The sequence below is a fragment of the Pseudomonadota bacterium genome (assembly GCA_026388315.1).
Taxonomy (GTDB): domain Bacteria; phylum Desulfobacterota; class Syntrophorhabdia; order Syntrophorhabdales; family Syntrophorhabdaceae; genus MWEV01.
The window spans coordinates 18461-39257 of sequence record JAPLKA010000047.1; the positions used below are offsets into that span (position 1 = coordinate 18461).

18 protein-coding genes, 1 tRNA gene and 1 other RNA gene are annotated in these 20797 nt (G+C 44.5%); 6 read left to right on the forward strand and 14 right to left on the reverse strand.

Annotated features, from left to right (window positions below):
- Positions 1 to 2: 2 nt before the first annotated feature.
- From NTX75_05670 to nadC, 9 genes are all read right to left on the reverse strand, one after another.
- Complete coding sequence (locus NTX75_05670; protein ID MCX5815718.1) at positions 3 to 1118, reverse strand: chorismate synthase; 1116 nt, start codon at positions 1116 to 1118, stop codon at positions 3 to 5.
- A complete protein-coding gene (gene aroA / locus NTX75_05675) occupies positions 1111 to 2373 on the reverse strand; it encodes a 3-phosphoshikimate 1-carboxyvinyltransferase (GenBank protein MCX5815719.1) in 1263 nt (420 codons plus the stop codon). The genes NTX75_05670 and aroA overlap by 8 nt, the downstream gene beginning before the upstream one ends.
- A complete protein-coding gene (aroE, locus tag NTX75_05680) occupies positions 2342 to 3655 on the reverse strand; it encodes a shikimate dehydrogenase (GenBank protein ID MCX5815720.1) in 1314 nt (437 codons plus the stop codon). The genes aroA and aroE overlap by 32 nt, the downstream gene beginning before the upstream one ends.
- Positions 3648 to 4295 carry a type I 3-dehydroquinate dehydratase gene (locus NTX75_05685; protein MCX5815721.1) on the reverse strand — a complete coding sequence of 216 codons (648 nt, stop codon included), beginning with the start codon at positions 4293 to 4295 and terminating at the stop codon, positions 3648 to 3650. Before NTX75_05685 ends, aroE begins: the two co-directional genes overlap by 8 nt.
- The gene (gene aroB / locus NTX75_05690; GenBank protein ID MCX5815722.1) at positions 4282 to 5310 is read right to left on the reverse strand and encodes a 3-dehydroquinate synthase; all 1029 of its coding nucleotides are present in this window, start codon (positions 5308 to 5310) and stop codon (positions 4282 to 4284) included. Before aroB ends, NTX75_05685 begins: the two co-directional genes overlap by 14 nt.
- Positions 5307 to 6119 carry a 3-deoxy-7-phosphoheptulonate synthase gene (aroF, locus tag NTX75_05695; protein ID MCX5815723.1) on the reverse strand — a complete coding sequence of 271 codons (813 nt, stop codon included), beginning with the start codon at positions 6117 to 6119 and terminating at the stop codon, positions 5307 to 5309. The genes aroB and aroF overlap by 4 nt, the downstream gene beginning before the upstream one ends.
- Before the next feature lie 274 nt (positions 6120 to 6393).
- Positions 6394 to 7965 (reverse strand): L-aspartate oxidase, encoded by a 1572-nt coding sequence (nadB, locus tag NTX75_05700; protein ID MCX5815724.1) that lies wholly within the window; start codon positions 7963 to 7965, stop codon positions 6394 to 6396.
- A 1-nt stretch (position 7966) separates the two neighbouring features.
- Complete coding sequence (gene nadA / locus NTX75_05705) at positions 7967 to 9025, reverse strand: quinolinate synthase NadA (GenBank protein MCX5815725.1); 1059 nt, start codon at positions 9023 to 9025, stop codon at positions 7967 to 7969.
- Complete coding sequence (gene nadC / locus NTX75_05710) at positions 9026 to 9844, reverse strand: carboxylating nicotinate-nucleotide diphosphorylase (protein ID MCX5815726.1); 819 nt, start codon at positions 9842 to 9844, stop codon at positions 9026 to 9028.
- A gap of 164 nt (positions 9845 to 10008) precedes the next feature.
- Here nadC and fsa point away from each other — a divergent pair, with 164 nt between their 5' ends.
- Positions 10009 to 10653, forward strand: coding sequence for a fructose-6-phosphate aldolase (fsa, locus tag NTX75_05715; protein ID MCX5815727.1), 645 nt, complete (start codon positions 10009 to 10011; stop codon positions 10651 to 10653).
- Between the two features lie 247 nt (positions 10654 to 10900).
- Here the strand turns inward: fsa and recR are convergent, their stop codons facing one another.
- The 5 genes from recR to NTX75_05740 form a co-directional block, all read right to left on the reverse strand.
- On the reverse strand, positions 10901 to 11497 hold the full coding sequence (gene recR, locus NTX75_05720; protein ID MCX5815728.1) for a recombination mediator RecR: 597 nt from the start codon (positions 11495 to 11497) through the stop codon (positions 10901 to 10903).
- Between the two features lies 1 nt (position 11498).
- On the reverse strand, positions 11499 to 11819 hold the full coding sequence (locus NTX75_05725) for a YbaB/EbfC family nucleoid-associated protein (protein ID MCX5815729.1): 321 nt from the start codon (positions 11817 to 11819) through the stop codon (positions 11499 to 11501).
- Positions 11820 to 11832: 13 nt separating this feature from the next.
- Positions 11833 to 13323: a DNA polymerase III subunit gamma/tau gene (gene dnaX, locus NTX75_05730; GenBank protein MCX5815730.1), complete on the reverse strand. Its 1491-nt coding sequence runs from the start codon at positions 13321 to 13323 to the stop codon at positions 11833 to 11835.
- Positions 13324 to 13405: 82 nt separating this feature from the next.
- Positions 13406 to 13503: signal recognition particle sRNA small type (gene ffs / locus NTX75_05735), an RNA gene on the reverse strand.
- A gap of 19 nt (positions 13504 to 13522) precedes the next feature.
- Positions 13523 to 13616 (reverse strand) — tRNA-Ser (locus NTX75_05740).
- A gap of 315 nt (positions 13617 to 13931) precedes the next feature.
- Here NTX75_05740 and NTX75_05745 point away from each other — a divergent pair.
- The 5 genes from NTX75_05745 to NTX75_05765 all read left to right on the forward strand — a co-directional run bounded on the left by NTX75_05745 (position 13932) and on the right by NTX75_05765 (position 20786).
- Complete coding sequence (locus NTX75_05745) at positions 13932 to 16253, forward strand: spermine synthase (protein ID MCX5815731.1); 2322 nt, start codon at positions 13932 to 13934, stop codon at positions 16251 to 16253.
- A 267-nt stretch (positions 16254 to 16520) separates the two neighbouring features.
- Complete coding sequence (locus NTX75_05750; protein ID MCX5815732.1) at positions 16521 to 17297, forward strand: YdcF family protein; 777 nt, start codon at positions 16521 to 16523, stop codon at positions 17295 to 17297.
- Between the two features lie 208 nt (positions 17298 to 17505).
- The gene (gene amrS, locus NTX75_05755) at positions 17506 to 18615 is read left to right on the forward strand and encodes an AmmeMemoRadiSam system radical SAM enzyme (GenBank protein ID MCX5815733.1); all 1110 of its coding nucleotides are present in this window, start codon (positions 17506 to 17508) and stop codon (positions 18613 to 18615) included.
- On the forward strand, positions 18612 to 20111 hold the full coding sequence (amrB, locus tag NTX75_05760; protein MCX5815734.1) for an AmmeMemoRadiSam system protein B: 1500 nt from the start codon (positions 18612 to 18614) through the stop codon (positions 20109 to 20111). The genes amrS and amrB overlap by 4 nt, the downstream gene beginning before the upstream one ends.
- A 12-nt stretch (positions 20112 to 20123) precedes the next feature.
- The gene (locus tag NTX75_05765; protein ID MCX5815735.1) at positions 20124 to 20786 is read left to right on the forward strand and encodes an isochorismatase family protein; all 663 of its coding nucleotides are present in this window, start codon (positions 20124 to 20126) and stop codon (positions 20784 to 20786) included.
- Positions 20787 to 20797 lie beyond the last annotated feature (11 nt).

Sequence of the window (20797 nt, forward strand, 5' to 3'; positions counted from 1 at the left end):
TTTTACCGTGGCCCGGTATCCGCACTATTGCCGGGGCTTGCGCCTGTCCCGCTTGCGGGGTCGCCCCCTCCAACGGCAAAGCCGTTCGGAGCCTCCCTTTCTCGCTCACCGTGTGAACTGTTTAAATCCTGCAGCGGGACTTGCCCGTGGGAATCTATAAGCATGAGGTCTGCAAGCGCTATGGCGGTAACAGCCTCTATAACAACGGGCACCCGCAACGCGATGCACACGTCATGCCTTCCTTTCACGTAAAGCTCCACCTGTTCGCCGGTTTTCAGGTTAACGGTATGCTGCATGCGGGATATACTTGATGTGGGCTTGACAGCCGCCTTAAAAACGATATCGTTCCCGTTTGTTATGCCTCCGTTGATGCCGCCGGCGTTGTTGGTCCTTGTCTCGCCTTTTATGTTAATGATCTCATCGTTACACTCGCTTCCCCGCATCCGTGCGCATGAGAAACCTGCGCCAAATTCTATGCCCTTTATGGCAGGTATGGAAAAGACCAGATGGCTTATGAGGGATTCCACAGAATCGAAGAATGGCTCTCCCAACCCCGCATGCAAACCGCTCGCCCTGCATGACACGATACCGCCGATAGAATCCCTGTTTTGCATAGCGGATTGAACGGCAGCCGTGATATCTTCGGACCTGCCGGCTTCTATAAGCGTAGCCTCTACCTTTACCGGTTTTATCAGCAGCTTTGCTATGACCCCTGCAGCAACCAGCCCTGCAGTCAATCTTCCCGAGAAATGTCCACCGCCTCTGTAATCGTTGAAACCGTTGTATTTTTTCCAGGCAGTAAAATCCGCATGTCCGGGTCTGGGTGTATCTTTAATGCTATTGTAAGCACTCGAATCAACATTCTTATTCTCAAAAAGGATACAAATCGGGGCGCCCGTGGTTTTCCTGTTGAATACACCACTTTTTATTAGAGGGATATCCGGCTCTTTTCTCGGGGTTGTGCCCTCGATACCCCCCATACGCCTTTTCAGGTCATCATCAAACCCCTGAACCGGAACAGAAAGTCCGGCAGGACAGCCATCGATGAGAATACCGACACACTCTCCGTGGGACTCGCCCAGGATTGATACTTTAAACACACGTCCGAAACTATTCATGTTTCACCTTCACTGAATTCAGATCTTCAAAAAACGAGGGAAAGGACTTGGAAACACATGCCGGTCTCTCTACAATAACATCCCCTTGCCCTGCAAGCGCAGCTATTGCGCATGCCATTGCTATTCTATGGTCATTATGAGAATCCACTGTACCGCCCCTCCTGTTCCCACCGGTAATCTCCATCCGGTCTTCAAAAATCCTTATCTTGATCCCGATCTTGGAAAATTCCTCAACCAGGGCAAGGCCGCGGTTGCTCTCCTTATGTTTTAAGCGTTCCACCCCGTAGATGACGCTTTTGCCCGCACATCCTGCTCCGAGGGCAACAAGGGGAGGAAACAGATCAGGGCAATCACCGGCATCAAACTCAAATGCATTCAGCCTGTCTTTTGCGACAAAAATATAGTCATTTTTCACCTCTACCTGAGCCCCTGCCTTAATAAGCGCCTCTATCACCGCTTTATCCGCCTGATATGAGTCCGGACTTAGACCCTTTACCTTTATGGAACCTGCCAATGCCCCGGCAACAAGAAAAAAGGCAGCGCCAGACCAATCCCCTTCTATTGCGCACATACAGGGTTTATAGTGCTGATCACCTTTTATATGAAATTCCGTAAGGTCATTGTTGTGGGAAACTGCTACACCGAACCTCCTCATAGTATCAATCGTCAACTCGATATAGGGCTTACTTTTCAGTGCCGTAACCGTGATATCGGAATCACCGCTGCACAGAGGAAGTGCCACCAGCAAACCCGTTAAAAACTGTGAGCTTTCAAAACCGTTTATATTAATCCTGCCTGAACCGATCCTGCCTTTTACCTGTACGGGTGCAAAATCTCTGTCTGTCAAGCACGTTGCGCCTAAACCAGTCAATGCTTCAACCATCTTTAAGGGTCTTTTAAGCAACGAGCCTGAGGCATTCAATGTGATTTCCTCTTCAAGCAATCCTGAAACAGGCGCGAACATCCGAATACAAAGCCCGGATTCGCCGCAATCGAGCGTGTTGCCTCTTATGCATTTTTCTTTCAGGCTGGCGTTTCCCTCGATTGTTATACTGTCTCCTTCCTTTAGTATTTCAGCCCCGAGTGTATCCGCTATGCCAAGGGCAGTCAGGCCGTCGCTGCAAAAGGATGGGTTGATTATTTTTGATGTACCTGAAGCGAGCAAGGCTGCGGCAACAACCCTGATCATCTCACTTTTTGAAGCAGGCGCATTGATTTCGCCGTCAATTTGTGAGGACTTTACCCGTTTCGTCATATATTTTCCTTATAATCTCGTTCGGTTCTACACCGTCTGTCTTTACGATCATGTCGGAGGTGCTTGCATATAAAGGCAACCTCTCGTTGAGCATCCTCCTGATACCGGATTCTGTATGTGCTTCAGGCAGCAGCGGACGTCCGTTGTCGTTGCCCACTTTTTTTAAAACAGTGTCGATATTTGCCCATAACCATACGACAATGCAGCTTTTCCTGAGTATGTCCCTGTTTGCCCTGTTCAGTATTGCCCCGCCGCCGCATGAAATTACCGTATTTGAGAGGTCCGGGATACAAGCAATCTCCTTTTTCTCAATCTGTCTGAAGGCGCCTTCTCTCTTAACTTCAAATATCTCGCGTATTGATAACCCGGTCTTCTGTTTTATCTCTTCATCGATATCTATGTATGACATCGCACTCTGTTTTGAAACACCGTGACCCACCGTAGATTTGCCGGCACCCATAAAGCCTATGAAAGCAATGTTCTTTTTACAGGACATGCTTTCCCTGTAAACAGCCTTCCGCATGACCTCCATCGGAGGTTCTATCCCGGTAAAGTGCCTGAAGGCCGATATCCCTTGAAAAAGAAGCCATTCTCTGCCGTCTACGATTGTGCAACCCCTTTGTTTACCGTCCTTTACCAGTGCTGTGGGCACTCCATAGTTTGCATCGAGGATGACAATACCTTTTTTAAGGGCATCGGGCTTTACAACCCTTTCTTTTGAAGAAAGGCATGAAACGAGGATATCCGTATGTTTTAGCGTTTCATCGATATGTTCCATTCTTGCGACTTTACATCCCAGCTCTTCAGAAATAGCCCTTGCCTTTTCAAACGTGCGGTTCGCGATCACCACATCCGCCCCTTCCGAAATAAGGGCACACACAGCCGCCTTGGCCGCCCCGCCTGCGCCCAGCACAAAGGCCCTTTTCCCTTCTGCTTTCACACCGTTGAAATGAAGGGCATCTTTTACGCCTTTAATATCCGTATTGAACCCTTTAAGCCTGCCCTCTTTTACAATTATTGTGTTGACAGCGCCTATTCTCTGCGCCGCCTCCTCCATGTCGTCCAGAAAGGGCACAATCTCTTCCTTGAAAGGCGAAGTTACATTAAAGCCTGAAATGCCTATATCCAATGCACCCTCTATGATTTCTTCAGGCCGGGAGGCTGCAAAGCGCGTGTATACGGCGTCCATTGACAATAATTCAAAAGCGGCATTGAAGATATCGGGGCTCCTGCTCTGAAGAACCGGATTTCCGGTAACGGCAAATATCTTTGTCTTAGACATGTTTCAATAACCTCATAATCTCTTCCAAACGCGCCTTTTCAATCTGGCCTTCGGCAGTCTGCTTACCCTCTTCAAAGGATACATATGTAAAGGGGCTTCCCAGAAAAGGAGCAACAACCCGCGTTATCTTGCCCTTTTCACCCATTCCTACAACTACAAGTCTGTCTTTAAAATCCTCCTGACCGAGCAGTCCCAGAAGCCTTGCGCTATCCGTGACGGAATGTACCTTGCAGGCGATTTTGGCAATGTCGGCACCCTCGCTGAAGCACAATGCAGCAGTTTGTCTCAGTATTTTATCTTCAGGGGTCTTCTCGAAGTCATGAAAGGAAATTATCACCTTACACCCCTTTGATCCTGCCCTTTTCATGATCTCCCTTTTATAGGCAATGACCGATTCAACCTCGATATCCACATACTGTGCCCCTGCTTCTATTGCAGCAATCAAATATTCCTTCCTCTTCGTATCATCGAGGGCGCCCGCTCTGCATGTGGCAATAAGCGTCACAGGTTGCGAAAATATTTTTGCAATATCTTCTGAATTCAAGACCATCCGGTCCATCCTTATCTCGGCTAAATCTATTTTATTCAATGATATATTATAGATAATATTACATTGTTCATCCATACTAACACATATCATAAGCTATTTCCTTGATTTCGTTAATGTTTACCTTCTCTATTCTTGCCTTTCCGATTCCATCGAGCAGGACAGTATGTATATATTCATCTTCCCGCTTTTTATCTTTCCTGATTGCATCCATGATCGCTTCCACATTGCCCTTAAACGATACAGGGAGATCGAACATTGCGAGCATCTGCCCTATCCTCTCCACATCCTTTTTCTGCAATAACCCTTTAACCTCAGAAAGCCTCGCCTCCATAAGCATTCCTATGCTTACCGCTTCACCGTGCTTGATGACGGCGGTCTTCTCAAACGCATGTCCGAAGGTATGGCCGAAATTCAATTTTATCCTCTCTCCTTTTTCTGTTTCGTCTTGAGAAACAATGCCGGTTTTCACCTTCAGAGAATCGTATACAATCCTTTCAATTGTGCCTTTATCAAACGATAGGGCTGCTTCCCGGGCGCTCTCAATAGTGGAAAAAAGCGCCTCGTCTCCTATCAATGCATGTTTTATCACCTCGGCAAACCCATTCCTTAACTCTGCTGCTGAAAGGGTCTTCAGAACGTCAAAATCGCACAGCACAAATTGGGGCTGATTAATCGTGCCGATAAGATTTTTATAACCTTTGAAATTGACGCCATTCTTACCGCCGACACTTGCATCCACCTGAGCAAGAAGTGTAGTGGGCGCAAAGGCAAAGGGCAAACCACGAAGATATGTAGAGGCTGCAAAGCCTGCAATGTCGCATACAACCCCGCCACCTATACCCAATATAAACGATGAACGGTCAAATTCGAACTCAAGAAGCTTTTTGTATATACCATGGACTGTATCAAGGGTTTTATGCTCTTCCCCGGCCTTAATTACAATTGTCCTGTATATGGAAAACAATTCCCCGTAAAGCCTGTGGACATTGCTGTCCGTAATTACAACCGTTTTCTCGATACTGCAAAAGTCAATCAGGTTATTTAACGACAGACCCAGCATGATTATACTTTTGCCCGTATTTCCGGCTAACGTGATCTGTCTCATTCTGAATCCGCCATGAATTTATGGAGTGTACGAGCCCTTTTTATCATCTTCGAGAACTGTTCAGGGTTTAATGTCTGATCCTTATCACAAATCGCCTCAGATGGATTTATGTGGACTTCAACGATAATGCCGTCTGCGCCGGCAGCCACTGATGCAAGGCTCAAGGAAGCTATGAGGCTCGCCCTTCCCGTAGCATGGGAAGGATCAATGATTACCGGCAGGTGCGTGAGTTCTTTTAAGGAAGGGACAGCGCTTATATCAAGTGTATTTCTTGTATATGTCTCAAAAGTACGGATGCCCCTCTCGCAGAGTATCACGTCAGGGTTTCCTCCATCGAGGATGTATTCCGCACAATTTAACCATTCTTCTATAGTTGAGTTCATGCCTCTTTTTAATAAGACAGGTTTTTGTGTTTTACCCACTTCCTTAAGCAGTGAAAAGTTCTGCATATTCCTTGCGCCTATCTGCAGCACATCGGCATATTCGCATACCCATGGAACATCCCTTGTATCAATTACCTCTGTGACAATAGGTAATCCTGTTTCTTCCTTTGCCTTTTTCAATATCTTGAGCCCTTTTAAACCAAGTCCCTGAAAGGCATAGGGAGAGGTTCTCGGTTTAAAGGCGCCGCCCCTCATCATATCGGCCCCTGCTTCTTTTACCGCATGCGCAGTTTCAATGGTCTGTTTTTCGTTTTCTACAGAGCAGGGGCCGGCAATCACACAAAAACCTTCCCCTATCGTCACATCACCAACAGAGACAACGGTTCTTTCTCTTTCTTTCAAGGCAGTCAACAATATATTTTTCATTTTTGCTCCTTTTTCACAGTACTAAAAACAAAAAAGGCCATGGGTTTTTACACCCATGGCCTTTTGGTATCCCATTTATGTTATTAGGGGCACGGCGGGTGCATAACAATATAGTAATACCAATACCAGAAATTGTTTGTCGGATTTTTACGAGTATTCATTGTACTTAATATAATACAATATGAAGATTGTTGTCAACAATAATTATTTTATTTTTAATGCATTACACTAATACTCAAAATAATTTTAATAACATTTTAATGATTTTTCTTGCCTACTTAATGAAGTGAGCGCCCCGGCTCATACGGTTTTTGAATGCGGATTGAGCCACTATGAATGCCGTCCTGACTCCGTTTCTAAGATTGATCACCATAGGAACAAGGTGTGCCCTTCTGTAAAAATCGTCTATCCTGTTCTTGAGATAGCCAAGATCTGATTTTGCCCTCTCCAGTCTCCTGACAGTACGTATGATACCCACGTAATTCCACATGGTGGATTTTATACTTACCCAGTCCTGCTGGATAAGCGCCGGGTCAACCTCTTCTTCCCGTTCCGGAAAACGCCATGGCGGGATTTCAGATTCTTCATACGGTTTTTTATCATCAAAGTGTTCAACTATATGTTGAGCAGATCTTATTCCCCACACCAGTCCTTCAAGGAGCGACGTGGAAGCAAGTCTGTTGGCGCCATGTATGCCCGTTGCCGTCACCTCCCCGGCAGCATAGAGATTATTGAGAGATGTCCTTCCCCAGACATCCACCTGGACACCACCGCAACTGTAGTGAGCGGCAGGCACAACCGGAATAGGCACCTTCTGGATATCAATATCAAGCGACAGACAGCGTTTATAAATAGTGGGAAAACGTTTCTTGATATTGATATCCGTATAAGAGGCAATATCGAGATAGACGTATGAATCTCCTCTTTTTATCATCTCTTCATATATTGCCCGTGACACCTCGTCTCTCGGCGCAAGATCGCCCAAAGAAGAATATTTGTCCATGAAAGGTACATCGTCTTTTGTTTTAAGCTTTGCGCCCTCACCCCTCAGCGCCTCTGAAATAAGAAATCCGTCGGCGTCCTTATGAAAAAGACTTGTTGGATGGAACTGAATGTACTCCATATTGATCAGTCTGGCCCCTGCCCTGTCGGCCATTGCAAATCCGTCGCCTGTTGCACTGGAAGGATTTGTGGTGTGGAGATAGATTCTTCCGAGACCTCCGGCTGCAAGGATCGTATAGGTCGAGAATATCCTCTCCACATGCTCACTTTCGTTATTCAGCACATATGCGCCTATACACTGCGGCTCCATATACAACGCCAGCGGACTGGTCGAATGATGCGGTATGGTAAGCAGGTCTACTGCGGTATAATTTACAAAAACTCTTATTTTTTCTATCTCCATCACCTTTTTTACAAGGGCTTCTTCAATTGACTTTCCCGTGGAATCCATACAATGGAGAATCCTTCTTTTCGAATGACTTGCCTCCCTTGCATATTCATATCCTGCCTCCTCGGAACGCGAAAAAGGGACACCTATTTTTTTTACCAGAAAAGCATCCACCAGGGATGGCCCTTCGTGGGCAACCACTTTAACCGCCTCAAGGTTTGAAATTCCATCCCCGGCCTGCATAATATCGTTTATAAGGTATTCCGGGGAGTCATCCCTTCCCATAGAGACAATCCCACCCTGAGCATGGTATGTATTCGATTCCTCAAGGGTTGACCCCTTTGTGACAATGATTACATCGAGCCCTGAATCTGCGGCGGTAATGGCCGCCGAAAGGCCGGCTATACCCGAACCGATAATGAGAACATCACAATAATGTCTGTTATCTTTATTCATTTTATTTAATCTCCAGCATTCTTTTTAAGGCCAGCCTTGCATGTTCCGTATACGTTCCATCCACAAGAACCGGATTGACAACCCTTCCTTCGACCAGATTTTCAAGCACACGAAGGAGCTTTTCCGGCGTAATCTTTGCCATCTCCCTGCAGCCTGAACCCAAAAGGGGAATAATAAGCTTATCCGGATTTTCTTTTTTAATCCTGTTTACAAAGTTAATCTCCGTTCCAATTGCCCAGCTTGAGCCTGGGGCCGATTTTTCTACAGTATTCTTAATAAAGCTCGTTGAACCCGCCAAATCGGAAACGTTAACGGTATCCGGAGTACATTCGGGATGCACAATTACCTTTATGCCTTCATATTGCCTTCTTATTGCCTCCACATGGGACGGTAAAATAACCGTATGAACTATGCAAAATCCTCTCCACAAAAAAATCCTGGCATTGTTCATGGATGCTCCATTCCTGGTGTTGTCGGTCTCGTAGGGATCCCAGAGAAACATCTCTTCGTCGGATATACCCATGGTGTGCGCCATGTTTCTTCCAAGGTTTTCATCCGGAAAAAAGAAAGGGACTGCATTTCTGGAAAAGACATGTTCCATGACCTTTTTAGCATTGGCTGATGTACACACAAGCCCTTCGTTTTTACCGCAAAAGGCCTTTAAATCGGCATTTGAATTAACGTACACAACGGGGATAATCCTTTTCCCTGTCTTTCCCAGGGTAACCCATGCCTTTTCAACATCATCTATATTCGCCATCTCTGCCAGAGGGCATCTCGCTTTTGTTTCCGGATGAAACACCATCTGTTCAGGACTGCATATGATTCGCGCCATTTCAGCCATAAAGGATACGGAACAGAAGATGATATAATGTGCATCTTTCTGTTTTGAAGCGGCCTGGGCAAGCAGTAAAGAATCTCCAATAAAATCTGCTGATTGTATAATGTCGTCATTTTGATAGAAATGCGCCAGTACAACCAGGTCACTGCCAAGTTTCTTTCTGGCAGCCTTTATCCTTTCCAGTATTTCTGTTTTTGTTGGTTGCGGTTTACTCATCATCTACGAAACTCCTTCGTGGAGCAAACTTATGTCGAGCGATTTAAAAGAATGTGTCAACGCCCCTATTGAGATAAAATCGACACCAGCTTTCGCAATTTTCTTTATGCTTTCTATGTTTACGTTCCCGGACACTTCAACGGGAATCCTTTTGTTCACGAATAAAACTGCCGTCTTTATCCCTTTTGTATCCCAGTTGTCGAGCATTATACGATCTACTTCTTCCTTTAATGCCTCCTCTAACTCCACCATGTTTTTTACTTCTACCTCTATAGGCACCTTTGATATGTCGCGGATCTTCCTTACTGCATCTTTTATGGAGCCCGCAGCAGCTATATGGTTCTCTTTAATAAGGGCCATTTCACTGAGATTGCTCCTGTGATTATAGCCTCCACCCATTCTCACCGCATATTTTTCCTTTTCCCTGTGGCCAGGGGAAGTCTTTCTTGTATCAAGTATCTTAACTCCGGTGCCTTCAACGGCCTCAACAAACTTCCCCGTTAAAGTGGCTATGCCTGAAAGTCTCTGCAGAAAGTTCAAGGCAACCCTTTCACCCGTCAATATTGCACGTGTCTTTCCTTTAATAATGGTGATTATGTCGCCCTTCTTCACATGCTCCCCGTCTTTTTTCCATTCTTCGTATACCAATGTATCGTCAAGCTCCCTGAAAACTTCTTTTGCGATAGACTGGCCCGCAATGACACCATCCTCTTTTGCAACAATTCTGGCCCTTGAAACATGCATTTCAGACACTATGGCATCTGTGGTAATATCCCCGGTACCAATATCTTCTGTCAGATAATATTTTATGCTGTTCTTCATAGAATTATTTATTATAAGGTTGTATAGAAATTGAGTCAATCAAAGACTGCTATTCTTTTAAAATAGTTTTGTAATCATACTCAATATATGTCATATCTATATAGAATCTCAGATTCAAAAATAAAATTCAACTTTATTGAAAATGTAAATACGGAGGTATAGATATGAAATTTTTTATAGACACGGCAAACATTGAAGAGATCAAAAAAGGGATTGAAATGGGGCTTGTCGATGGCGTTACAACCAACCCTTCATTGCTCTCAAAGGAAAAAAAGGATCCACAGACAGTAATTAAAGAAATCTTATCCGTTGTAGAAGGGCCTGTAAGCCTGGAGGTTGTGGCCACAGACTCCAAAGGTATGGTCGGGGAGGCAAGAAAGCTTGCATCATTAGGCCCTAATGCTGTTATCAAAATCCCCATGACTGAGGAAGGGGCCAAAGCAGTAAAAACACTCTCACAGGAAGGCATAAAAACAAACGTAACATTGATATTCCAACCTGTTCAGGCGCTTATTGCTGCAAAAGCGGGGGCAAGTTACGTAAGTCCCTTCATCGGGAGACTCGATGACATTTCCCAGAGAGGCATGGGCATTATTGAAGATATAGCGACAATCTATTCAAATTACGGGTTTGAAGCAGAGATCATCGTTGCAAGCATCCGCAATCCCGTTCATGTCCTTGATGCAGCGCTTATTGGCGCTGACATAGCCACCATACCCTTTAACGTTCTCTCACAGCTCATCAAACATCCATTAACTGACATAGGACTTGAGAAGTTTTTGAAGGATTGGCAATCGATAAAACAGTAGATAGTAGATAGAATAAACCCAAATCTGTCATTGGGAAGGTGTCGGGGTATCCCGGAGCAAACCGTCATGAGGCGAGGAAGCTCGGTCTTTTGCGTATGCAAAAGTTCCGAAGCCGAACGCGAGTGAATGGAGTCGCCGGAGCGGAATGAACGTGTTTGCGAGGGATTATCCGACACCGATAGTGATTCTAACGATAAATCTGGGTTTAGTACTATTCACTGTTCACTATTCGCTATTCACTGCTCTATTAAATATTTTTCCGATTATCTATCGAGCTTTTTATGGTGAGTGGGTCTATGTAAACAATATCTCCACCGACAGGAATGCCTGAAGCAATTCTTGTAATCCTTACATCAAGTGATTTTAGAATCTCGCTTATATAGTGGGCAGTTGTATTACCTTCTATGTTGGGATTAGTGGCAATAATCACTTCCTTGATTTCTTCCCTGATAATCCTCTCATGCAATTCTTTTATCCTCACGTCATCGGGACCAATGCCCTCTATAGGGTTTATAACACCGTGAAGAATATGGTATTTATAATGACCTGGATTGGCCGATTCTACCACCATCATATGTGATGATTCTTCGACAACACAAATAATAGACCTGTCCCTCCGGGGGTCAGTACAGATTACGCAAGGATCAACATCCGTAATATTGAAGCAGACACTGCAAAGTTTTATTTTTTCTTTAACATCGAGAAGGCTTTCTGAAAGTTCAGATATATAAAACCCCTTGGAATTGAGAAGAAAAAAGGTGAGTCTTGTAGCGGTTTTCCTGCCAATGCCAGGCAACTTTGTAAGGTTTTCAATCAACCGCTCGATTGGTCCGGGATAATACAATCTATACCCCGAACGGCATTTGCATACCACCAAGCCCGGTAATCTTCGCCATCTCTTCCTGCATCATATCTTTTGATTTATTGAGACCTTCGTTGATAGCTGCAACGATAAGGTCTTCCAGGAGTTCTTTGTCCTTTTCTTCCCATATTTCGTCGGAAATCTTTAATGAAATCAGATCCTGTTTTCCATTTACCACACAAGAGACCATACCTCCGCCGGATTGGGCTTCAACGGTTTTGTCGCCCATTTCTTCCTGCATCTTTTGAAGCTTCTCCTGCATCTTTTTTGCCTGGCTTAATAGTTGACCAAAATTCTTTGACATATCCCCTCCTTCTTCATACTTTAAATAAGGAATCTGCCTCTTTCACATAATCCTCGAGCATATCCTTTTTCTTCTCTGTTGCACCTTTAAAAATTAATCCCATTTCGTTGCCAAAAAATATCTTCGAATACTGTCTTATATCATCCTTCAAGCTGGCATCTTCTTTGATGAAATTATAGTTTTTGTCAATAAATACAACTATATTGGCACCATCTATCTTAATTTCAAGGGACTGCAGGATGCTACTCATAAAGGGCTTCTTCTGTTTCAGATACTCAATAAACCCTTTCAAATCCTTCTTAAATTGAGGTTCGGGTGGATTATGCTCCTCTACAAGTTTATCATATTTATCATGCACAGACCCCTCTGTATGCTCGTGCTTACTTAAACTGTCAATCATTTTCTCCACATCTCTCAGTTTTGAGATGTTGTAGAGGTTGATATAGAGTATCTCCAGGGAAATCCTCTGGAAAATCCCTTTAAACATGTCCTCTGATCTCAGCATATAGTTCAGCATATTTTGAATCTCATAATATTCAATACCTTTTAACAGTTCCGCTATTTTACGATATTCTTCCTCTCCCATATAAAAAAAGGGGGGGATGCTGCCGTATACCTTGAGTATCATCATGTTTCGCAAAAAAGATATAAGACCTTCGTATACCTGATAGGTATCATAACCATCATTCAATGTCTTCTCAATAATCTCAAGACCGGCCTTCAGGTTTTCGTCCAGAATAGATTTGATGAGGTCGTACAGGATTTCTTTTTCTACAATACCAATTACACTTATAACATCCTTTTCGGATATAAAGTCACCGCTATAGGCAATAATCTGATCTAACAGAGATTCGGCATCTCTCATACTCCCGTCTGCCTCGACTGCAATATGGCTGAAGGCGCTCTCATCATATTTTATCTTTTCGTCCTCGCAGATCAACTTCAACTGGTTCACTATCTCCCTCTCCGAAATCCTCTTGAAGTCAAAACGCTGACACCTGGACATTATCGTGTAAGGAATCTTCTGCGGCTCCGTAGTTGCAAGAATAAAGATATTGTTTCCGGGAGGCTCTTCGAGGGTTTTCAAAAAGGCATCTCTTGCCTGCGGTGTCAACATATGTGCCTCATCGAGAATATATAGCTTGTAAGTGCCCTTCATGGGCATATACCTGACGGTTTCGGTGAGCTCTCTGATGTCGTCAATTCCTCTTGTGGATGCCGCATCTATCTCAATAACATCAACAAAGCTGCCGTTATCGATCGCAGTGCAATTTTCACATATGCCGCAAGGCTCTTCTTTTGGCCCGCCAATACAGTTCATCGCCTTAGCAATGATCCTTGCAAGGGATGTTTTACCAACACCCCTCGGGCCGGTAAAGAGGTAGGCATGCGCTACCCTGTTGTGTTTAATCGAGTTCTTTATTGTTGTGACAATATGAGGTTGACCTACAACATCTTCGAAACGCTTTGGTCTCCACCTTCGTGCAATGACAGTGTAGTTCATTCCTCAAAACCCCTTGCGAATTGCAAGTATGAGTAAATTCTGTATTTTAATTCTACATTCATAATTCTACATTCTACATTTTAAAGACCAGGCTACCTGCGGCACACGAATCAGTTACTACCGCTGCTTCCTTCCGGACCTGACGGGGTTCATAACCTCCACGTTGCGCAGGGCCTGGCGAATTTTTCACAATTTTTTATGGCGGAGAGACAGGGATTTGAACCCTGGGTGCGCGTTTTAGCACGCACACACGATTTCCAGTCGTGCTCCTTCAGCCTCTCGGACATCTCTCCGGGTTACATTTTATATCATACTCCACCGGAAAGAGACAAGGTAATTTAGAAAACAGGGGTCAAGGGGTCGAGAGGCGGGGTTCAAGGGGCCAAGGGTTCAGGGTTACTTCAGTGAATAGTCGTTTAAAAACAGTCGATAGTCGTTAGTGAACAGTGAATAGTCTGGACTCCTGCTTCCGCAGGAGTGACGGAAAAAAAGCAGGAGTGACGGGAAAAAGGTTTTACTATTCACTATTCACTACCTTTTACCTTTCACTTTTCACCTTCCACCTTTCACCTTGCACATTATACCCGAACATTATATATGTATAATTGATGCATAAAACAAAAACCATCCGCTTTATTCTTTTTGTATTCGTTGCCGGTTTAGGCGGGATTGTTGCGCAGACGATACTTCTAAGGGAGTTGCTCGTCCTCTTTTCCGGGAATGAATTATCAATAGGGGTCATAATCGGCTCCTGGGTCATATGGGAAGCCATCGGTGCATTTATCGGCGGCACATGTAACCGCAAGGACAACCCTGAAATACTTGTATTTTCAATAATCCTCTTCTCAGTGCTATTCCCCGCAAGCATCTATCTGACCCGTGTCTTTAAAGTAATTCTCTCTATCCCCCCCGGAGTAGGAGTGGGGCTTCTCCCTGTTTTTTACTCTTCTTTTCTCATTCTTCTTCCAACAGGAATCCTCCATGGTTTCTTTTTTACCCTGGCGTGTTCAATCCATAATCAACTGACCGGCAAAGGGGCATCATCAGTGGGAAAAGTCTATTTCTATGAGATGCTCGGAACGATTGCGGGGGGAATACTGGTAAGCTATATCTTTATTCCATATTTCAACTCATTTCATGTTGCCCTCGTTGTAGCCTTGTTGAGTACAGTATCCTGCATGATTTTCATGCTGCATGTTTTTAAAGAAAATAAAACAGGGCAATCAGGCGGTAGGAAGGCGGGATTGTTTATATTCACCCTTATGCTCTCGGTTTCCACTTTCATTGCCTTGCTATATGATATTGACGATACACTCCACTCTACCTCCATCAAGAAACAATGGCCACAACAAAACGTGGTCTTTTATGAAAATTCCGTCTATCAGAATATAGTTGTAATCCAAAATGAGAACCAATACACCTTTTTCACTGACGGCATCCCATTCATAACCACGCCCGTACCTGACATTGCCTTTGTGGAGGAATTCGCCCACTTTCCTCTCCTTACCCATCCCCATCCTGAAAACGTTCTCATCCTTGGCGGAGGCGCAGGCGGTCTCATTAACGAAATACTCAAACACCCCACTGTAAAAAAGGTGGATTATGTCGAGATAGACCCTGCCCTCCTCAAGACAATCAGAAGATTTTCAACACCGCTTACAGAAACAGAGTTGAATAATCCCCTTGTCAGGCTTCATTACATAGACGGGAAAATATTCCTCAAAGAAACGAAAGATAAATATGATGTTGTGCTGATAGGATTGCCCCCGCCATCGACACTTCAGACGAACAGATTCTATACACAGGAATTCTTCACTATGGTAAAGTCCATTTTGAAAACCGACGGGATACTCGCCCTTACCATGCCGGGCTCTCAGACTTACTACAGCAGCGAGTTGAAGGAGCTCAACACAAGTATCATTGAAACACTCAAGTCCGTATTCGCATACGTCTTTGTCCTCCCCGGTGATTACAACCTTCTTCTCGCTTCGCATTCGGATATAGTGACAGAAATATCCCCTTCCCTTCTTTACAAAGCATTGAGCCGGCAGCGTATAGAGACAAAATTAATAACCCTTCCACACCTCAATTACCGGTTTGAAAAAAGGTGGCAGGAGTGGTTTGCCTCTGCCATAGAGGATTCAAAAGCATCAGTGAACAGGGATTTTTCTCCAAAAGGTCTCTATTATACTATTGCCTATCAGAACCTGCTCTTTTCTCCATCGCTCAAGTCTGTTTTCGATTCAGCAAAACACATCAATTTCACCTCCTTGCTTATTTTCATTTCTGCTGTTTTTCTGTTGTTCCTTCTTCTCAGGAAAAAGTTCACATACATCGGCATCCCCTATGCAATCACCACAACAGGCTTTGCCGTAATGGTTTTCGAGCTTGTTTTGATGTTTGGTTTTCAGATATTTTACGGGTATGTCTTCTACGAAATAGGGATTCTCATCACTGTTTTCATGGGAGGCATGGCTGCCGGGAGTCTTATTGTAACCTATCGCGACAGGCGGATCGGCGCACAAGAATTATCTCTCATGAAGACTCTCGATGCTGCAATGGTAATGTTTTCACTCCTCCTCATGCTTATATTTTCCTTTCCTGAAAAATTATCCTCCATATCACCCGTTGCCATCCGGCTCATATTTTATATCCTGCTCATGATCTCAGGTTTTTTTGCCGGTATGCAATTCCCGCTTTCCAATGCAATCTATCTGAATCGTACCGGTCACGAAGGTTTAGGTAACACTCAACCGGTCGGCAGAACTGCGGGGATGCTCTACGGTGCAGACCTTGTTGGCGGGTGCCTCGGAGGCATTGTTGGAGGACTCATCGTTCTTCCCGTGCTCGGCCTTCTCCAGGGCTGTCTTCTCCTTGCCGTTCTAAAGGCAACAAGCCTGATCCTCCTGTACACTTTTCCAAAGAAATAGTGGTCGTTTTCCTATACAAATCCTATGAATCTTGATAATATCAAACAACATTTAAAAGAGAGGCATTCATTATGCGTTCCATCTTTTCTCTGGAATAACGGGGGATTATGATGCACACTCCTGTAAGAATAAATAATGATAATTTTTGTATTGTGTAGTAAAATTTGCCTCATTACGTCAAGGCATTTGCCGTAATCCTGTTGAAACAAACGGACAATTTCTTGAGTAGAATGAAAACCCGGAGACGGGAATAAATCTGGTGCGCTGATGGTCGACACAATATTTTTTTTGAAAAAAATTGTTTCCCCCCTTTTTCTGCCCTTGCCCATCGTGTCAATCTTGATAGTGAGCGGCTTGATCCTCCTGTGGGCAACTAAGAAGCAATTTTTAGGTAAAATCTTCGTTACCCTGGGAACGAGCCTGCTCCTACTGACAAGCTTCGGATTTCTGGCAGACCAGCTTACGACATCTCTCGAAAACCGTTATCTCCCTTTACTCAATGTTAAAGATATTCAAAAGGCCAAAGACATTAAATGGATTGTGGTGCTGGGAGGCGGCAACCTGCCCGATCCACGTTTGCCCCTTTCCAGTCAGCTTGGTTCGGCGTCGCTGACTCGCCTCTTAGAAGGGGTAAGCCTCCACCGTCAACTCCCCGGTTCAAGGCTCCTTCTTTCCGGCGGAGCCGTATTTCAGGACACACCGGAGGCCGAAACGCTTGCGAAGACAGCCCTGTTGATGGGGGTAAAAGAAAACGATATGGTCTGTGAAAATAAATCCCGGGATACGGCCGATCAGGCAAAATGGATCTCAAGCATCGTTGGCCATAGTCAATTCATTCTCGTGACCTCGGCCATCCACATGCCCCGGTCCATAGCCCTTTTTCGCAAATACGGTATGGACCCGATCCCCGCGCCAACCAACTACATGGTCGTCAAACAATCGCAATTCCATCCCGGGATGTTCTTTCCTAGCGCCAGTTCCCTGGGAATGTTGGAAGCGGCCAGCCACGAATATCTGGGCATGATCTGGTTGCATGCTCAATAAGACCTAAAAAAAACCGTCTTGAATAGTGAATAAAAGGTGGCATGTTACTGACAGGAATTTGCTTTTTGGCATGACATAAGAATAATAGAAGAAAAACAATTTCTCAATACGAAAGTACCGAATTATGGTTAAAAATCCGATAACGGGAAGTTATCTGAGGTATTTTCTCTGTGTTCAGAATGTAGTATAATATTATACGGATAGTGCCATGATAACCAGAAGAGACTTTTTGAGAATTGCCCTGCTCGCCCCCGTTGTATTGAAGAGTATGCCGGGTAAGCTTTACGCCGACACGAAACCCCAGCTCAAAGAAGCCCTATATTATCAAAGGCTCGACGACAAAAAGATGACTGTATCATGCCAACTGTGTCCACGTGGATGTATTATTCCGGAAGGTGAAACCGGTTTCTGCCGTGCGAGAAAAAATGTAAGGGGCATACTGCTCTCCCTTGGATATGCGCAACCCTGTGCGATCCACATCGACCCCATCGAGAAAAAACCATTTTATAATTTTTATCCAAAGAGCATGAGCTTTTCTATAGCGAGTGCCGGCTGCAATCTGAGGTGCAAGTTCTGTCAGAACTGGCAGATATCTCAAGTTTCCCCGCTCGATACCGTAAACCAGTACAGTCTGCCGGATAAAATTGTATCAACTGCAAAATCAAGCGGATGCAGAAGCATAGCCTATACCTACACAGAGCCGACAAATTTCTTTGAATACATGCTTGATACAGCAAAGCTTGCAAGAAGTAACGGCATTCTCAACGTGAACCATTCAAACGGTTACATCAACCCGGAACCGCTGAAAGAACTCTGCAAATACCTCGATGCGGCGAATATCGACCTAAAGGGGTTCAGCAACGATTTTTATAACAGAATCTGCGAAGCCGAACTAAATCCGGTGCTTGAAACGATAAAAACACTCAAGAAATCAGGGGTATGGGTGGAGATAACAAATCTTGTCATCCCTGGTTACAACGATGATATGAAGATGATTACAAAATTATGTGAGTGGGTAAAAAACGATGTAGGTGCGGACACGCCTGTCCATTTTTCCCGTTTTTACCCCATGTATAAAATGACCGGTGTTGCCCCCACCCCGGTGAGCACGCTCGAGAAAGCACGGGAAATTGCCATAAAAACAGGGCTCCATTACCCATATGTGGGAAATGTCCCCGGTCATCCGGGAGACAATACATACTGTCCCAACTGCAAAAAGATGCTGGTAAAAAGGGCCGGATACAGCATTCTTGAGAACGCGGTAAAGAATGGAAAATGCAAATATTGCGGGACAAAGATAGGAGGAATATGGGGATGAAAACAGTTTTGAGTTTTGAGTTTCGAGTTTTGAGTTATAAACACCTTATCATTGCCCTTGGCATATTTTTCATATTTTTTGTCTCAACCCTCTGCAATGCTGAGGAGGGGCAGCAGAAAGTAAAAAAACCGGCTTTTGCAGGGTCTTTTTATCCGGCGGACAAGCATCAACTGGAGAAAAAGATAGATGGGTATCTCAAAGAGGCTGAGGCAAAGAGTGAAAAGATTCCTTCACAGATTTTTGGTGTTATTTCTCCCCATGCAGGATACGAGTATTCAGGACAGGTTGCAGCGTACGGATATAACCAGATAAAAGGAAAAGATTACAAAACCGTGATTATTATCGGGTCGAGTCACCAGGTGCCTTTCAAGGGAATCTCGATTTACCCTTCAGGCTCCTGGGAAACCCCACTCGGAAATGTCCAGATAGACCGGAAGATTGCACAATATCTCATGGATAACTGCAAATCCGTAAAGGTCTATCCCGCGGCCTTTGTCCGTGAGCATTCCCTGGAGGTACAGGTGCCTTTCCTCCAGCGCTCTCTTAAATCATTTAACATTGTACCTCTGGTTACCGGGTCTCTTGATGGAGATGACTATAAAAACCTTTCCGATGCCCTCCTGAAACTCCTCAAACAAAACCCGAAAGACATCCTCATTGTTGCATCCTCCGACATGTCCCACTATCACTCTTATAACAAAGCGTCCCAAATGGACAAACTCGCCTTAAAAGACATGGAAGAACTTGGTATCGAAAAACTCTTTGAAAATCTTTACAATGGGAATTGCGAATTGTGCGGCGCCCCCGGTGTGATTACCCTCATGATGGTAGCCTCGAAGCTGAACGCCCGGGCGAAAACCCTTTATTATGCAAATTCCGGCGATGTGACACGTGATAAAGACAGGGTTGTGGGATACGGGGCCGTTGCCTTTATGTATCCCGACAAAAGCGACTCCGCTCTGAGCAAGCAAGAACAGAATACATTACTTATGATTGCCCGCAAAACCCTCGATGAATATATCTCAAAGGGCAATATCCCGCAGTTTGATATTAAAGCAGGCAAGCTCCTTGAAAAAAGAGGGGTCTTTGTTACGCTTACAAAAAATCATGACCTCCGCGGGTGCATTGGATATATTGTGCCGGTTGCACCATTATACAAAGCAGTTATAGAAATGACGGTATCAGCGTCAACCAGGGACCCCCGCTTTCCTCCTGTTTCAAAAGGGGAATTGAAAGACATTAATATTGAAATATCAGCACTCACCCCTTTAAAACTTATCAATGATCCAAACAGTATCGAAGTTGGAAAACATGGTTTGTATATAACAAAAGGTAACTATTCCGGTCTCCTGTTGCCGCAGGTGGCCACAGAGCATAAATGGAACAGGGAAGAATTTCTCAGACAGACCTGCATGAAAGCCGGTCTCCCGTCAACGGCGTGGAAGGATAAAGGAACAAACATTTATACCTTCATGGCACAGATATTTTCTGAATAGCCCGACCGGCCTATGATAAAAGAAAGATACTTCACAGCCGGTTCTATCCATCAAAAGGCTGAAATAATGCTCTCTTCGCTCATGGAGTTCAGGAAAAGACATGATTTTGTGTTTAATCCTGAAGGGTCGGCATTATTAATTCTGGATATGCAAAAATATTTTCTGGAAGCATCATCACATGCATATATTCCCAGTGCCAGCGCGATTATTCCCGCCATAAAGACACTTATCCATTTGTATTCGGACAGGGGTCTGCCCCTCATATTCACCCGTCATATCAATACACCCGTCAACTCCGGGATGATGTCACGATGGTGGACGGATACGATCACAAAAGAAAACCCCTTGAGCGGCATCGCAGACAGCATGAATACTGAAAACGCTGTTGTGATTGATAAAGGCCAGTATGACGCCTTTTTTGAAACCCCCCTTGAATCCATCCTGAAGGGAAAAAACATCACCCGCATCATCGTTTGCGGGGTCATGACACATCTGTGTTGTGAAACGACGGCCCGCTCCGCTTTCACAAGAGGTTTTGAGGTCTTTTTCACGATTGACGGAACAGCCACATACAACAAACTGTTCCACATGTCTGCTCTTCTCAATCTCTCTCACGGTTTTGCCGTCCCTGTCCTTATGACTGAATTAATAGCATCTTTTGAGGTATACCCCTGAAAACCATTAAT

Coding starts and splice junctions, on each gene's coding strand:
- NTX75_05670 (MCX5815718.1), bottom strand. CDS start 1,118: ATGAATAGTTTCGGACGTGTGTTTAAAGTATCAATCCTGGGCGAGTCC.
- aroA (MCX5815719.1), bottom strand. CDS start 2,373: ATGACGAAACGGGTAAAGTCCTCACAAATTGACGGCGAAATCAATGCG.
- aroE (MCX5815720.1), bottom strand. CDS start 3,655: ATGTCTAAGACAAAGATATTTGCCGTTACCGGAAATCCGGTTCTTCAG.
- NTX75_05685 (MCX5815721.1), bottom strand. CDS start 4,295: ATGATATGTGTTAGTATGGATGAACAATGTAATATTATCTATAATATA.
- aroB (MCX5815722.1), bottom strand. CDS start 5,310: ATGAGACAGATCACGTTAGCCGGAAATACGGGCAAAAGTATAATCATG.
- aroF (MCX5815723.1), bottom strand. CDS start 6,119: ATGAAAAATATATTGTTGACTGCCTTGAAAGAAAGAGAAAGAACCGTT.
- nadB (MCX5815724.1), bottom strand. CDS start 7,965: ATGAATAAAGATAACAGACATTATTGTGATGTTCTCATTATCGGTTCG.
- nadA (MCX5815725.1), bottom strand. CDS start 9,025: ATGATGAGTAAACCGCAACCAACAAAAACAGAAATACTGGAAAGGATA.
- nadC (MCX5815726.1), bottom strand. CDS start 9,844: ATGAAGAACAGCATAAAATATTATCTGACAGAAGATATTGGTACCGGG.
- fsa (MCX5815727.1), top strand. CDS start 10,009: ATGAAATTTTTTATAGACACGGCAAACATTGAAGAGATCAAAAAAGGG.
- NTX75_05725 (MCX5815729.1), bottom strand. CDS start 11,819: ATGTCAAAGAATTTTGGTCAACTATTAAGCCAGGCAAAAAAGATGCAG.
- dnaX (MCX5815730.1), bottom strand. CDS start 13,323: ATGAACTACACTGTCATTGCACGAAGGTGGAGACCAAAGCGTTTCGAA.
- NTX75_05745 (MCX5815731.1), top strand. CDS start 13,932: ATGCATAAAACAAAAACCATCCGCTTTATTCTTTTTGTATTCGTTGCC.
- NTX75_05750 (MCX5815732.1), top strand. CDS start 16,521: ATGGTCGACACAATATTTTTTTTGAAAAAAATTGTTTCCCCCCTTTTT.
- amrS (MCX5815733.1), top strand. CDS start 17,506: ATGATAACCAGAAGAGACTTTTTGAGAATTGCCCTGCTCGCCCCCGTT.
- amrB (MCX5815734.1), top strand. CDS start 18,612: ATGAAAACAGTTTTGAGTTTTGAGTTTCGAGTTTTGAGTTATAAACAC.
- NTX75_05765 (MCX5815735.1), top strand. CDS start 20,124: ATGATAAAAGAAAGATACTTCACAGCCGGTTCTATCCATCAAAAGGCT.